Source organism: Pseudomonas sp. PA-4-8C (assembly GCF_021606625.1).
Classification (GTDB): Bacteria; Pseudomonadota; Gammaproteobacteria; order Pseudomonadales; family Pseudomonadaceae; genus Aquipseudomonas; species Aquipseudomonas lactis.
In genome coordinates, this window is record NZ_WKCD01000017.1 from 1 (window position 1) to 12,973 (window position 12,973).

At 60.4% G+C, this 12,973-nt stretch carries 15 protein-coding genes and 1 other RNA gene; 10 read left to right on the plus strand and 6 right to left on the minus strand.

Annotated features, from left to right (window positions below; translation table 11 throughout):
* Positions 1-376: alcohol dehydrogenase catalytic domain-containing protein (locus GIW04_RS05250; RefSeq protein ID WP_236478943.1), on the minus strand; the 376-nt coding region annotated here is incomplete at its 3' end.
* Positions 377-526: 150 nt separating this feature from the next.
* Here GIW04_RS05250 and GIW04_RS05255 point away from each other — a divergent pair.
* On the plus strand, positions 527-934 hold the full coding sequence (locus tag GIW04_RS05255) for a flagellar basal body-associated protein FliL (protein ID WP_003195317.1): 408 nt from the start codon (positions 527-529) through the stop codon (positions 932-934).
* Positions 935-1,603: 669 nt separating this feature from the next.
* On the opposite strand, the gene GIW04_RS05260 is transcribed toward GIW04_RS05255, so the two are convergent.
* Positions 1,604-2,053 (minus strand): EVE domain-containing protein, encoded by a 450-nt coding sequence (locus tag GIW04_RS05260; RefSeq protein WP_034134028.1) that lies wholly within the window; start codon positions 2,051-2,053, stop codon positions 1,604-1,606.
* A gap of 195 nt (positions 2,054-2,248) precedes the next feature.
* On the opposite strand from GIW04_RS05260, the gene GIW04_RS05265 reads away from it, so the two are divergent.
* Complete coding sequence (locus GIW04_RS05265; RefSeq protein ID WP_010207387.1) at positions 2,249-2,398, plus strand: hypothetical protein; 150 nt, start codon at positions 2,249-2,251, stop codon at positions 2,396-2,398.
* A 12-nt stretch (positions 2,399-2,410) separates the two neighbouring features.
* On the opposite strand, the gene GIW04_RS05270 is transcribed toward GIW04_RS05265, so the two are convergent.
* The 4 genes from GIW04_RS05270 to GIW04_RS05285 all read right to left on the minus strand — a co-directional run bounded on the left by GIW04_RS05270 (position 2,411) and on the right by GIW04_RS05285 (position 3,830).
* Positions 2,411-3,040, minus strand: coding sequence for a 5-formyltetrahydrofolate cyclo-ligase (locus tag GIW04_RS05270; RefSeq protein WP_034134027.1), 630 nt, complete (start codon positions 3,038-3,040; stop codon positions 2,411-2,413).
* A 57-nt stretch (positions 3,041-3,097) separates the two neighbouring features.
* A non-coding RNA gene (gene ssrS, locus GIW04_RS05275) (6S RNA) lies at positions 3,098-3,276 on the minus strand.
* A gap of 30 nt (positions 3,277-3,306) precedes the next feature.
* Complete coding sequence (locus GIW04_RS05280) at positions 3,307-3,624, minus strand: cell division protein ZapA (protein WP_003195308.1); 318 nt, start codon at positions 3,622-3,624, stop codon at positions 3,307-3,309.
* Complete coding sequence (locus GIW04_RS05285) at positions 3,621-3,830, minus strand: TIGR02449 family protein (RefSeq protein ID WP_003177365.1); 210 nt, start codon at positions 3,828-3,830, stop codon at positions 3,621-3,623. Before GIW04_RS05285 ends, GIW04_RS05280 begins: the two co-directional genes overlap by 4 nt.
* A gap of 138 nt (positions 3,831-3,968) precedes the next feature.
* On the opposite strand from GIW04_RS05285, the gene GIW04_RS05290 reads away from it, so the two are divergent.
* The 8 genes from GIW04_RS05290 (at position 3,969) to gcvH (ending at position 12,940) form a co-directional block, all read left to right on the plus strand.
* Positions 3,969-4,526, plus strand: a complete 558-nt coding sequence (locus GIW04_RS05290) for a YecA/YgfB family protein (protein ID WP_003195306.1) — start codon at positions 3,969-3,971, stop codon at positions 4,524-4,526.
* A 20-nt stretch (positions 4,527-4,546) separates the two neighbouring features.
* Positions 4,547-5,869, plus strand: coding sequence for a Xaa-Pro aminopeptidase (pepP, locus tag GIW04_RS05295; protein WP_120247475.1), 1,323 nt, complete (start codon positions 4,547-4,549; stop codon positions 5,867-5,869).
* Positions 5,866-7,053, plus strand: coding sequence for a 2-octaprenyl-6-methoxyphenyl hydroxylase (ubiH, locus tag GIW04_RS05300; protein ID WP_120247476.1), 1,188 nt, complete (start codon positions 5,866-5,868; stop codon positions 7,051-7,053). Before pepP ends, ubiH begins: the two co-directional genes overlap by 4 nt.
* A gap of 60 nt (positions 7,054-7,113) precedes the next feature.
* Positions 7,114-8,331, plus strand: a complete 1,218-nt coding sequence (locus GIW04_RS05305; protein WP_164692219.1) for a 2-octaprenyl-3-methyl-6-methoxy-1,4-benzoquinol hydroxylase — start codon at positions 7,114-7,116, stop codon at positions 8,329-8,331.
* Between the two features lie 162 nt (positions 8,332-8,493).
* Positions 8,494-9,498: an extracellular solute-binding protein gene (locus GIW04_RS05310; RefSeq protein ID WP_120247477.1), complete on the plus strand. Its 1,005-nt coding sequence runs from the start codon at positions 8,494-8,496 to the stop codon at positions 9,496-9,498.
* A 150-nt stretch (positions 9,499-9,648) separates the two neighbouring features.
* A complete protein-coding gene (locus tag GIW04_RS05315; RefSeq protein ID WP_120247478.1) occupies positions 9,649-11,265 on the plus strand; it encodes an ABC transporter permease in 1,617 nt (538 codons plus the stop codon).
* Positions 11,266-11,421: 156 nt separating this feature from the next.
* Complete coding sequence (gene gcvT / locus GIW04_RS05320; protein ID WP_003195295.1) at positions 11,422-12,504, plus strand: glycine cleavage system aminomethyltransferase GcvT; 1,083 nt, start codon at positions 11,422-11,424, stop codon at positions 12,502-12,504.
* Positions 12,505-12,556: 52 nt separating this feature from the next.
* Positions 12,557-12,940 (plus strand): glycine cleavage system protein GcvH, encoded by a 384-nt coding sequence (gene gcvH, locus GIW04_RS05325; protein ID WP_003195293.1) that lies wholly within the window; start codon positions 12,557-12,559, stop codon positions 12,938-12,940.
* Positions 12,941-12,973: the final 33 nt, after the last annotated feature.

Genomic DNA, 12,973 nt, shown 5'->3' on the forward strand with positions numbered 1-12,973 from the left:
TGCCGTAGGTCATGCTGAAGGCGGCGGCGGTGTTGAAGTCCATGCTCGGCGGGATCGGTAGCACGTTATAGCCGGGCACCGCGACCTGCTCGGCAAAGCTGCCCCAGCCCGTCAACGCCATCACACGGTCGCCGACTTTCAGGTGACTGACTTTTTCACCCACTTCACTGACCACGCCCGCCGCTTCGCCACCGGGTGAGAACGGAAAGGGCGGCTTGAACTGGTATTTGCCTTCGATGATCAGCGTGTCCGGGAAATTCACCCCGGCCGCATGCACGTTCAACAGGATTTCATTCTTCTTGATCGCCGGGCTGGCGATCTCTTCCAGCACCAGGGTTTCGGCGGGGCCGAAGGCTTTGCACAGCACAGCTTTCATCGGACTATTCCTTTTGGCGTCGTGGCCGATAAGTGTAGGAGGGTACGCCCGTGGGTCAACGAGCATGCCCACGCCTGATAAGCCCCCATAAGCTTGTGCTCAGCCTTGCTAGCGTTATGCTACCCGGCAACCGAATTCGAGGAATGAACTGTGAAAGCGTGGATCCTGTTGATGCTGGCCCTGACCTTGCCGATGGCAGCCCAGGCCGAAGAAGCCAAAGAGGGCGAGGCGCCGAAGGTCAGCTATATCAGCCTGAGCCCGCCATTCGTGGGCAATTACGGCCTGGATGGCACCGCGAAACTTAAGGTCTACAAGGCCGACATTGCACTGCGCGTGACCGGTGAAGAAGCGGCGAAGTTGGTCAAGGCCAACGATCCGTTGATTCGCAACCAACTGGTGGCGCTGTTTACCCAGCAGACCAACGAGACCATGAGCAGTGTGGAAGGCAAGGAAAAGCTGCGTCAGGAAGCGTTGAAGCAAACGCAGCAGGTGATGAACGATGAAACCGGCAAGCCGGTGGTGGAAGATTTGTTGTTCAATAACTTGATTATTCAATAAGTGCAGATTAACTAAGCCTGCGGCTAGTTTGCCGGCCGCAGGCGATAGGCGCTTTCAAATGGGCAGAGTTATGACTTTCCGATCGGTTGCGCTGGGGCCTCCCGATATTGCCTGGAAAATGAAAAAAACAGTAAAGGTTCTAGAGGTTGTTTCATCCTCCGAGCCCCAACTCTTCCATGTATTTATATCTCTTGGGAATACCTCTAAGGGGCTTACCCCAAATAGTTCGATGCTAAATTTCGAATATTCCGGTGGGTATGACGCTCCTAGAAAGTATCTTAAAGTCCTCACTAAGATTTTCGACGAGCCTGGTACAAGAGAGTACTCAAGTTCGATCTTGCCACTGTACCCCCAAGGGGCGTACCCGCCTTCTACCGTCATCTTGGTTGCTGTGGTGCTTGGGGCGCTCGCAGTAATGTGTTCAGTTTTTTTAACGTCTTTATCCAACTTCGGTATGTCCGTCATGATCAATCTCCGTTAAGTAAAAAGCATAAAAATTTGCCACTACTCCAATTTTGTCGGTAGCCAATTTCTATGCAGTCATTAGACTTCGTGGAGATGAAGCTTTCTACTGTCATAAGTAACAGTTTTTTATATTCTTTTTTAAATTTCTAATGTCTTGTTATAATTATTTCTCTCCGATGGACGTCAGCACTTGATGTCGCTCAGCTAAAGAATACTGATGATCGTCGCCCACTGGTCGGGCGTAACGGCCATGACCGAAAGCCGGCTGCCTTTTTGCACCAAAGGCATCTCGGCCAGCGCGGGCTGCTGTTTCAGGTAGCCCAGGCCCAGCACCTTGGGAAAGGTTTGCACGTGCGCGACGTCGATTGCGCTCCACGGGTTTTTCTCCGTTGTAGCCTTGGCGTCGAAATAGTGGCTTTCTGGTTCCAGTGCAGTGGGGTCCGGGTAGGCGGCCCGGATGATTTTGCCGATGCCGGCAATCCCTGGCTCCGGGCAACTGGAGTGATAGAAGAAAAACTCGTCCCCCACGGTCATGGCGCGCAAAAAGTTGCGTGCCTGATAATTGCGAACCCCGTCCCAGCGCGCTTCGCCGAGCTTTTCCAGACCGTTGATGGAGAGTTCGTCGGGCTCGGATTTCATCAGCCAGTAGGCCATTTTTGGGCTCCTGAAAAAGGCGTTGGGTAAGTTGTCGGGCAATCCCGTGACAAACCGACAGTCGGTTGGCGTCAAGGTTTGCGTGTTGGTTCACGTTACCGCAGAATGCGCGCTTTTAAGCTTGACGCAGCTGCAACGGACTACTTTGGAACGTTGTTGTCATCGTGTACGAGGTGCCTGAAAGGGGGGCAATCGATGCAACGTAAGCCGGATTTACTATGGATTTTGGTTATTTTGTTTGGTCTGGGCGTTGTGACCACCGGTTATGCCCAAAGCCTGTGGTCGAACAAGACCGATGCACCGGTTGAACTGGCTCAGCAGCAGCCACAACCGTTCAAGCGTTAACTCAAGCATTCACTAAGGCGCCGCCGTTTCCAGCGGCGTTTGTGCGACATACCACTGCTTATCAGTCACCGTTCCCACCAACGGCACATCCCAGCTTGCCTGCGCCAGGCGTTCGACTTTCTGACATTCGTGGGCCAGCCCCAGCAGCGTAGGCTTGCGCCAGCTCTGGCGGCGGGCAAGATAGGCCAGGCTGCGGTCGTAGAACCCGCCGCCCATGCCCAGGCGCCCGCCCAGATCATCGAACCCCACCAACGGTAACAACACCAGGTCCAGCGCCCAGACTTGGCGTTGGCGACGGGCATTGACCCGAGGCTCAAGGATGCGAAAGCGGTTGGGCAGCAACTTATCCCCAGGCCGTACGCGCTGGAACACCATCTTGGTGCGCGGCCAGGCGCTGAGCACCGGCAGGTAAGTGGCTTTGCCGCGGCGCTGGGCTGCACGCAGCAGCAGGCGCGGATCGATTTCACCGTCCGTGGGCAGATATAAAGAGATATGTTTGGCCCGGCGAAACAGTGGGTGCTGTGCCAGTTGCCGGTAAAGACCGTGAGCGGCCTGGCGCTGCTCGCTTGGCGTGAGGGCGCGGCGGGCCTTGCGCAACATGCGTCGAAGGTGCGGACGAGATAGCGGCGCAGGTTCGGTCATGGTTTTGGGCTCATAAAACAATGCCAGTCCGGAGACTGGCATTGAGTTTGGGAATTCAGGCTCCCCGACAGAGCCGCTGTCGACTTAGCCCTTGAACCCGAAAGTTCAAGGTGGAAGAAGCAGTAGGCTTTAAGGCTTTCCGTCTAGCGGACATGCACACCAGCCCAACGTGCAACTTCCAGGGTAGTGCGAATCGGCTCAGGGACATCGCCGACTGGCAAACACGCCAGGGAGTGGGGCGAGTATACCTTAAACCTGCTCGGCAATCAGCCCTTGGGTGTGTCTGAATCGGTGGAAAGCACCAGATCCACGCGATCGAGCAGGTCACGCACCTGCTCGCGCGTCGAGCCGCTGGCCTGCACGTCAGGGCGGTCCTGCTTGTGCAGCAGGTCGTGGGTAATATTCAGCGCGGCCATTACGGCGATGCGGTCGGCGCCGATCACTTTGCCGCTGCTGCGGATTTCGCGCATCTTGCCGTCCAGGTAGCGGGCAGCGCTCACCAGGTTGCTGCGTTCTTCCTGGGGGCAGATGATCGAATATTCTTTGTCGAGGATCTGCACGGTAACGCTATTGCTTGAACTCATGAGTCTTGCTCCAGGGCCTTCAGGCGCGAAATCATCGATTCGACCTTACGCCGGGCGATTTCGTTTTTTTCAATGAGGTGAGCGCGTTCCTCGCGCCAGGTCTTTTCCTGAGCTAATAGGAGTCCGTTTTGACTCTTAAGTTGCTCGACCCGATCAATTAGCAGTTCGAGTCTGGCCATCAGCGCTTGCAGGTCGGTGTCTTCCATTGGGTTCCACTGGATTTGTCTGATGAATGGCAACTGCAGGATAAACGATCTGACGCCCTCGATAGTCTTGGTGCGTCTGCCGGTGCTAGGATACAGCGCTCCATTCTAGACATTGCGCCGTCTGGCGCCTAGCTCACCATGCCCATTCAGAACTCCCCGTACGATGCTTTTTCCAAACTGCTGAGCACCAGCGGCCATCCATGCTCGCCTGCTGAACTGCACGGCGTGCTGTTGGGCCGCAGTTGCACCGGTGTCGGCTTTGATGCCGACAACTGGCTGGCCGATGTGGCCGAGCTGCTGGAAATCGAACCCACCGACAATGTGCGTAACGCGCTGATCGGCCTGCAAGAAATGGTCAAGGGCGAGCTGACCGGTGATGACGTCACCGTGGTCCTGCTGCTGCCCACCGACGACGCCCCGCTGGCTGATCGCGCTGCCGCGCTGGGCCAATGGTGCCAGGGTTTCCTCCACGGTTTCGGCGTGAATGCCGGCGGCCTGGAGCTGAGCACCGACGCCAAGGAAGTGCTGCAGGATCTGGCGGCCATCTCCCAGGTGCAAGACGCCCTGGAAGAATCCGAAGACGGCGAAGGCGACTACATGGAAGTCATGGAATACCTGCGCGTCGCGCCGCTGCTGCTGTTCACCGAGACCCGCAAGTCCGCTGAGCCCGCCGCGCCCAAGCCGTCGCTGCACTGAGAAAGGAAGCCCATCTGCCCATGATCCATATCCCCAAAGCGGAATACACCCGGCGCCGCAAGGCGCTCATGGCGCAGATGGAACCCAACAGCATCGCGATCCTGCCGGCCGCCGCCGTGGCCATCCGCAACCGTGATGTCGAGCATGTTTACCGCCAGGACAGCGATTTCCAATACCTGAGCGGTTTCCCCGAGCCCGAAGCGGTGATCGTGCTGATGCCCGGTCGCCAGCACGGCGAGTACGTGCTGTTCTGCCGCGAGCGCAATGCCGAGCGCGAATTGTGGGACGGCCTGCGTGCCGGCACCGAGGGCGCGATTCGCGACTTTGGCGCTGACGACGCATTCCCCATTACCGATATCGACGACATCCTGCCCGGCCTGATCGAAGGTCGCGACCGCGTGTACTCGGCCATGGGCAGCAATGCCGAGTTCGACCGGCATGTGATGGAGTGGATCAACGTGATCCGTTCCAAAGCGCACCTGGGCGCCCAGCCGCCGAACGAATTCGTTGCCCTGGATCATTTGCTTCACGATATGCGCCTGTATAAATCGGCGGCAGAAGTGAGGGTGATGCGCGAGGCGGCGCGAATATCCTGTGCAGCCCATGTACGGGCGATGCAGGCCAGCCGTGCCGGCCTGCATGAGTTCAGCCTGGAAGCCGAGCTGGATTACGAGTTTCGCAAAGGCGGTGCGAAAATGCCGGCCTATGGCTCCATCGTCGCCGCTGGGCGCAACAGCTGCATCCTGCATTACCAGCAGAATGACGCGGTGCTCAAAGACGGCGACCTGGTGCTGATCGATGCTGGGTGCGAGATCGATTGCTACGCCAGCGACATCACCCGTACCTGGCCGGTCAATGGCAAGTTCTCGCCCGAGCAGAAGGCGATCTACGAGATTGTGCTGGCCTCCCAGGAAGCCGCCTTCAAGCAGATCGCGCCGAACAAACATTGGAACCAGGCCCACGAGGCGACCGTGCAGGTCATCACCGCCGGCCTGGTAAAGCTGGGGTTGTTGCAAGGTGACGTTGACGAACTGATCGCCAGCGAAGCCTACCGCGCCTTCTACATGCACCGTGCCGGCCACTGGCTGGGCATGGATGTGCATGATGTGGGCGAGTACAAAGTGGGCGGTGAATGGCGCGTGCTGGAAGTGGGCATGGCCTTGACCGTGGAGCCGGGTATCTATATTTCCCCGGACAACCAGACTGTGGCAAAGAAATGGCGTGGCATTGGCGTGCGCATCGAGGACGACGTGGTAGTGACCAAGCAAGGCTGTGAAATCCTGACCGGCGGTGTGCCCAAGACCGTTGCCGAGATCGAAGCGTTGATGGCGGCTGCCCGATGAGCCGGGTCAACCTGGCGATTGTCGGCGGCGGCCTGGTGGGGGCCAGCCTGGCCCTGGCATTGCAAGCCGGGGCCAAGGCTCGGGGTTGGAAGATCATACTGATCGAACCCTTTGCACCGGGCGACGGCTACCAGCCGAGCTACGATGCGCGCTCTTCCGCGCTGTCGTTTGGCGCACGCCAGATTTACCAGCGGCTGGGCCTGTGGCAAGCCATTTCCCGGCGCGCCGAGCCGATCAAGCAGATCCACGTGTCGGACCGTGGGCGTTTCTCCACCGCGCGCTTGTCCGCGATGGAGGAGGGCGTGCCGGCCCTGGGTTATGTGGTGGAAAACGCCTGGCTCGGCCAATGCCTGTGGCAAGGCTTGGACAAGGACGTGGTGAGCTGGCGCTGCCCGGCGGAAGTCACGCGTATGGAGCCGCTGCCCGATGGCTATCGCCTGACCCTCAACGATGAAACCGTGCTGGAATGCGACCTGGCGGTACTGGCCGATGGCGGCCGTTCCGGCTTGCGTGAGCAACTGGGCATTGGCGTGAAAACCCGGCCCTACAACCAGAGCGCCCTGATCGCCAACATCACCCCGAGCGAAGCTCATAATGGCGAGGCGTTCGAGCGCTTTACCGATGAAGGCCCCATGGCCTTGCTGCCGCTGCCGGACAACCGTTGCGCGCTGGTCTGGACCCGCATCGGCATGGACGCTCAGCGCCTGGCCAGCCTTGACGAGCGTAGCTTCCTGAGCGAGTTGCAGAGTGTGTTCGGATATCGCCTGGGCACTCTCAAACAAGTGGGTGCCCGTCACCTGTACCCGTTGACCCTGGTGGAAGCCGAAGAGCAAGTGCGCTCGCACCTGGCCGTTCTCGGCAATGCCGCCCACAGCCTGCACCCGATTGCCGGGCAGGGGTTCAACCTGTCCCTGCGCGATGCCAGTGCCTTGGCCGAAGCCCTGTTGGCCGGGCCGGACGTGCCGGGTGACCTGGCGACGTTGCAAGGCTATCGCGAGCGCCAGCGCCTGGACCAGCAACTCACCGTAGGCTTCTCCGACCAGGTCACGCGGCTGTTTGGCAGTGCTCAGCCATTGGTGGCGCTGGGCCGCAATATGGGCTTGCTCGGCCTCGACCTGTTGCCCCCGGCCAAACGCTGGTTCGCCCGTCAGGCCATGGGCCTGGGCACTCGTTCCGATGTTTGAAGCGGACCACACCTTTACTTGCGGCCTGTGCCGCACACGAGACAAGGCTTGAATATGGACATGCGCGCAGATGTGCTGATTGTCGGGGCTGGAATGGTCGGAAGCGCCCTGGCGCTGGCGTTGCAGGGCAGTGGCCTGCAGGTGCTGCTGCTCGACGGCAGCCCGTTGAGCGTCAAGCCGTTTGAGCCGGCTGCGGCGTTTGAACCGCGGGTGAGCGCGTTGTCGGCGGCCAGCCAGCGCATTCTTGAGCGCCTGGGCGTGTGGGACGGCATCGTAGAGCGTCGTGCCAGCCCCTACGGCGAAATGCAGGTATGGGACGGTAGCGGTACCGGGCAGATCCATTTCTCGGCGGCCAGTGTGCATGCCGAGGTGCTTGGGCATATCGTCGAAAACCGCGTGGTGCAGGATGCCTTGCTTGATCGCCTGCATGACTGCGACCTCGGCCTGCTGGCCAACGCACGCCTGGAACAGATGCGCCGCTCTGGCGATGACTGGTTGCTGACCCTGGCCGACGGCCGCAAGCTGCGCGCACCCCTGGTGGTAGCCGCCGACGGTGCCAACTCCGCCGTGCGCCGCCTGACCGGTACACCTACCCGCGAATGGGATTACCTGCATAACGCCATCGTCACCAGCGTGCGCAGCAGCCAGCCGCACCAGCGCACCGCGTGGCAACGCTTCACCGACACCGGCCCGCTGGCGTTCCTGCCGCTGGTGCGCGATGGGCAGGAAGACTGGTGTTCGATTGTCTGGTCGACCACGCCCGCTGAATCCGAGCGCTTGATGGCGCTGGATGATGAACGCTTCTGCCGCGAACTGGAACGTGCCTTCGAGGGGCGCTTGGGCACTGTGATCAGTGCCGACCCGCGTGTGTGCGTACCGTTGCGCCAGCGCCATGCCAAACGTTATGTGGCCGAAGGCCTGGCGTTGATCGGCGACGCCGCCCACGTCATCCACCCGTTGGCAGGGCAGGGCGTGAACCTGGGCTTCCTCGATGCGGCCGTGCTGGCCGAAGTGCTGCTGGCCGCGACCGAGCGCGGCGAGCGCCTGGCCAATGTGAAAGTGCTGAGCCGTTACGAGCGACGTCGTATGCCCCACAACCTGGCGCTGATGGCGGCGATGGAAGGCTTCGAACGCTTGTTCCAGGCCGATCAACTGCCGCTGCGCTGGTTGCGCAACGCGGGTTTGAAAATCGTTGACCAGATGCCCGAAGCCAAAGCCGTGTTTGTGCGCCAAGCACTGGGATTGACAGGCGATCTCCCCGAACTCGCCAAACCCTGACCTGACAATACAACCCTCTGTGGGAGCCGGGCTTGCCCGCGATGAGGCCGTCAGCTCCAGCGCATATTCTGGCTGTGCAACATCTGGTAACGCCTCCACCAAGCGTTACCAAATGTGAGTCCTTATCATTTGCCCTCCATTTGCAAATGAGAGACCGCACCCATGTTGGCACCCAAGCGCCTCCTGACTGCCCTGGCACTCACCCTGATCGGCACCACCACCGTGCAGGCGGCCGACGAAGTCGTGGTCTACTCCTCGCGTATCGACGAACTGATCAAGCCCGTGTTCGACGCCTACACCAAAAAGACCGGCGTACAGGTCAAGTTCATCACCGACAAGGAAGCCCCGTTGATGCAGCGCATCAAGGCCGAGGGCGAGAACGCCACCGCCGACCTGTTGCTGACCGTTGACGCCGGCAACCTCTGGCAGGCCGAGCAGATGGGCATCCTGCAACCGTTCACCTCTCCTGTCATCGACAAGAACATTCCTCTGCAATATCGCTCATCGGCCCACGCCTGGACCGGTTTGAGCCTGCGTGCGCGCACGATCGCCTATTCCACCGACCGGGTAAAACCGGGCGATCTGACCACCTACGAAGCCCTGGCCGACAAGCAGTGGGAAGGCCGCCTGTGCCTGCGCACGGCGAAAAAAGTCTATAACCAGTCGCTGACCGCCACGTTGATCGAAACCCATGGCGCGGCCAAGACCGAAGAAATCATCAAGGGTTGGGTGAATAACCTGTCCACCGACGTGTTCTCTGATGACATCGCCGTGCTGGAGGCCATCAACGCCGGGCAATGCGACGTGGGTATCGTCAACACCTATTACTACGGTCGCCTGCACAAGCAGAAGCCAGACCTGGCGGTGAAGTTGTTCTGGCCGAACCAGGGCGACCGCGGCGTGCATGTGAACCTCTCCGGCATCGGCCTGACCCAGCACGCGCCGCACCCGGAAGCGGCCAAGGCGCTGGTGGAGTGGATGACTACGCCTGAGGCACAGAAGATCTTCGCCGACGTCAACCAGGAATTCCCGGCCAACCCGGCTGTACCGCCATCGGCGGAAGTGGCGACCTGGGGCAAGTTCGTGGCCGATACCTTGCCAGTGGAAGTGGCGGGCAAGCGCCAGGCCGAAGCGATCCGCCTGATGGATCGCGCTGGCTGGAACTGAAGCTGCGCCGCTCAACTGTGGGAGCTGGCTTGCCCGCGATTGCATCACTTCGGTATCACTGATACACCGAGGTGCTTGTATCGCAGGCAAGCCAGCTCCCACATTGGTTAGTGGCCGCTTCAACATTTTTATTTTTCTGAGAGCTTTTCCTTGGCCCACCCCGCCCAACGTCGCTGGTACCTGCCGGTTTTCAGCGTCGCCGCCCTGGTGCTGTTGCCGCTGAGCGTGCTGCTGCTCTCCTGGCAAAGCATCGATCCACAGATCTGGTCGCACCTCTGGGACACTCAGATGCCCCGCTTGCTTGGCAACACCTTGACTCTGGTGCTCGGTGTCGGCCTGGGCGTGACGCTGCTGGGCGTCAGCCTGGCCTGGCTGACCAGCCTGTGCGAGTTCCCCGGGCGGCGCTGGCTCGACTGGGCATTGATGTTGCCCTTTGCAATCCCTGCCTATGTGCTGGCCTTCGTGTTTGTGGGCCTGCTGGATTTTGCCGGCCCGGTGCAAACCCTGCTGCGCGAGTGGTTCGGCACCGGGTTGCGCTTGCCGCGGGTACGCTCTACCAGCGGCGTGGTCATCGTGTTGGTGCTGGTGTTCTATCCCTATGTCTACCTGCTGGCGCGCAGCGCGTTCCTGGCCCAGGGCAAAGGCTTGATGGAAGCGGCGCGGGTGCTGGGGCAATCGCCATGGCAAGCGTTCTGGCGTGTGGCATTGCCAATGGCGCGCCCAGCGATTGGTGCCGGTGTAGCCCTGGCGCTGATGGAGACACTCGCGGATTTTGGCGCGGTCTCGGTGTTCAATTTCGACACTTTCACCACCGCTATCTATAAAACCTGGTACGGCTTTTTCAGCCTGTCCAGTGCCGCGCAGTTGGCCAGCTTGTTGCTGCTGGTAGTGATGTTGGTGCTGTATGGCGAGCGACGCGCGCGCGGGGCCAGCCGACCGAGCAATGAGCGCCCGCGGGGCAAGGCGTTGTACCACCTGCGCGGATTCAAGGCAGTGGCGGCCAGCGCTTGGTGCGGTCTGGTTTTCGCCTGTGCGTTCGTGATTCCGATGCTGCAACTGGTGACGTGGTTCTGGCAGCGTGGCCGCTTCGACCTCGATGAGCGTTACACCGGGCTGATCATCCATACCCTCTACCTGGGCGGGATCGCAGCCCTGATCACGGTCAGCGTGGCGTTGATACTGGCGTTTGCCAACCGTCTGGCGCCGATCCGTGCGATTCGCTCCGGTATCAGCCTGGCCAATGTCGGCTATGCCTTGCCGGGCTCGGTGCTGGCGGTGTCGATCATGTTGGCGTTCAGCTACTTGGACCGCGAGCTGGTGGTGCCGATCTCCGGCTGGCTGGGCGGGGCGGGCAAGCCTTTGCTGCTGGGCAGCCTGTCGGCACTGGTGCTGGCATACCTGGTGCGATTCCTGGCGGTGGCCTACGGGCCGCTGGAAAACAGCCTGGCGCGCATCCGTCCGTCATTGCCTGAAGCGGCACGCAGCCTTGGGGTGAGCGGCCCACGACTGTTTTGCAAAGTGTATCTGCCATTGTTGCTGCCGGGCACGTTGAGCGCAGCGCTGCTGGTGTTTGTGGATGTGCTCAAGGAAATGCCCGCCACCTTGCTGATGCGCCCGTTTGGCTGGGACACCCTGGCGGTCCGCATCTTTGAAATGACCAGTGAAGGCGAATGGGCGCGGGCGTCTTTGCCGGCGCTGACCCTGGTGCTGGTCGGCTTGTTGCCGGTCATCGGGCTGATTCGTCGCTCGGCTCGGCAAATCGGTTAGGTGCCAGTCCTACGGCTTGAGGCTACAATGCGCGGCATTCGGTGCGCTCCGTCTTTCGGATCGACCTGCTGTATGTGGCTGCGGGCCTTGTAATACAAGGTGTTCGGCGCAAGTGGCAGCTCTGCGCGCCTTCGCCAAGCCCGGAAGGAGAAACCCATGGGACAGCGTACGCCTCTGTATGACCTGCATCTCGCCCTCGGCGCGAAAATGGTCGATTTTGGCGGTTGGGATATGCCTTTGCATTACGGCTCGCAAGTTGAAGAACACCATCAGGTGCGACGCGACTGCGGGGTCTTCGATGTATCTCATATGACCGTGATCGATGTCACCGGCCCCCAGGCCAAGGAATGGCTCCAGTACCTACTGGCCAATGATGTCGACCGACTGCACGGCTGTGGCCGAGCGTTGTACAGCGCCATGCTCAACGAGCAGGGCGGGGTGGTGGATGACATGATCGTCTACCGCACCGAAACCGGTTACCGCTTGGTGGTCAACGCCGCCACGCGTGACCAGGACATGGCCTGGATGCAGGCGCAACTGGGCAGCTACTCAGTGCAACTGCATGAGCGCTCCGAGTTGGCCATGCTCGCCATCCAAGGCCCCCACGCCCGGCAGAAAATCGCCGAACTGGTGACCCAGTCCCGTGGCATCCTGATCCATCAGCTCAAACCGTTCGAAGGCCGGGCCGACGGCGACTGGTATATCGCCCGCACCGGCTATACCGGCGAAGACGGCCTCGAAATCGTGCTGCCGGCCGATCAGGCACCGGGCTTTTTCAACGACTTGGTAGGCGCTGGCATTTCCCCCATCGGCCTCGGTGCGCGCGACACCTTGCGCCTGGAGGCCGGCATGAACCTGTATGGCCAGGATATTCACCAGGCCGTCTCACCCCTGGCGGCCAACATGGCCTGGAGCATCGCCTGGGAACCTGTCGAGCGTAACTTCATTGGCCGCGCCGCGCTGGAAGCAGAAAAGGCAGCCGGCGTGCAGTTCAAACTGGTGGGGCTCGTCCTCGAAGAACGGGGTGTGCTGCGCGCTCATCAGGTGGTTCGTATCGCCAATGTTGGCGAAGGAGAGATCACCAGTGGTAGTTTCTCGCCTACGCTAAGCAAATCCATTGCGCTGGCGCGTGTGCCGACGGCGACTGCCGACCGGGCCGAAGTGGAAATCCGCGGCAAGTGGTATCCGGTTCGAGTGGTCAAGCCGACCTTCGTGCGCCATGGCAAAACCTTGATCTAACCAATTCCGGCAGGCCGAAGGCCGCTGACATTTCATCTTGAGGACACAGACTATGAGCAATATCCCTGCCGACCTGCGTTTTGCCGAAAGTCACGAATGGGCCCGTCTGGAAGCTGACGGCACCGTGACCGTCGGGATTTCCGACCATGCACAGGAAGCTTTGGGTGATGTGGTGTTTGTTGAGTTGGCAGAGGTGGGTGCCAATTTTGAAGCGCAAGGCCAGGCGGGTGTGGTTGAGTCGGTGAAAGCAGCCTCGGATATCTACTCGCCGGTTGCCGGCGAAGTGATTGCTGTCAACGAAGAGTTGAGTGGCAGTCCTGAGCTGTTGAACTCCGACCCGTACGGCGCCTGGATCTTCAAGCTCAAGCCAAGCGACAAGGCCGAGCTGGACAAGCTGTTGGATGCCGCCGGCTACAAAGCCGCCATCGGCGAATAATCGCAATAGTTACAACGACACAAATCAATGTGG

Excerpts from the sequence above, each read along its gene's own strand:
- GIW04_RS05270 (WP_034134027.1), bottom strand. The coding sequence starts at position 3,040 with ATGACCGAACCTGCGCCGCTATCTCGTCCGCACCTTCGACGCATGTTG.
- GIW04_RS05265 (WP_010207387.1), top strand. The coding sequence starts at position 2,249 with ATGCAACGTAAGCCGGATTTACTATGGATTTTGGTTATTTTGTTTGGT.
- GIW04_RS05260 (WP_034134028.1), bottom strand. The coding sequence starts at position 2,053 with ATGGCCTACTGGCTGATGAAATCCGAGCCCGACGAACTCTCCATCAAC.
- ubiH (WP_120247476.1), top strand. The coding sequence starts at position 5,866 with ATGAGCCGGGTCAACCTGGCGATTGTCGGCGGCGGCCTGGTGGGGGCC.
- GIW04_RS05310 (WP_120247477.1), top strand. The coding sequence starts at position 8,494 with ATGTTGGCACCCAAGCGCCTCCTGACTGCCCTGGCACTCACCCTGATC.
- GIW04_RS05290 (WP_003195306.1), top strand. The coding sequence starts at position 3,969 with ATGCCCATTCAGAACTCCCCGTACGATGCTTTTTCCAAACTGCTGAGC.
- pepP (WP_120247475.1), top strand. The coding sequence starts at position 4,547 with ATGATCCATATCCCCAAAGCGGAATACACCCGGCGCCGCAAGGCGCTC.
- GIW04_RS05280 (WP_003195308.1), bottom strand. The coding sequence starts at position 3,624 with ATGAGTTCAAGCAATAGCGTTACCGTGCAGATCCTCGACAAAGAATAT.
- gcvT (WP_003195295.1), top strand. The coding sequence starts at position 11,422 with ATGGGACAGCGTACGCCTCTGTATGACCTGCATCTCGCCCTCGGCGCG.
- GIW04_RS05285 (WP_003177365.1), bottom strand. The coding sequence starts at position 3,830 with ATGGAAGACACCGACCTGCAAGCGCTGATGGCCAGACTCGAACTGCTA.
- GIW04_RS05305 (WP_164692219.1), top strand. The coding sequence starts at position 7,114 with ATGCGCGCAGATGTGCTGATTGTCGGGGCTGGAATGGTCGGAAGCGCC.
- gcvH (WP_003195293.1), top strand. The coding sequence starts at position 12,557 with ATGAGCAATATCCCTGCCGACCTGCGTTTTGCCGAAAGTCACGAATGG.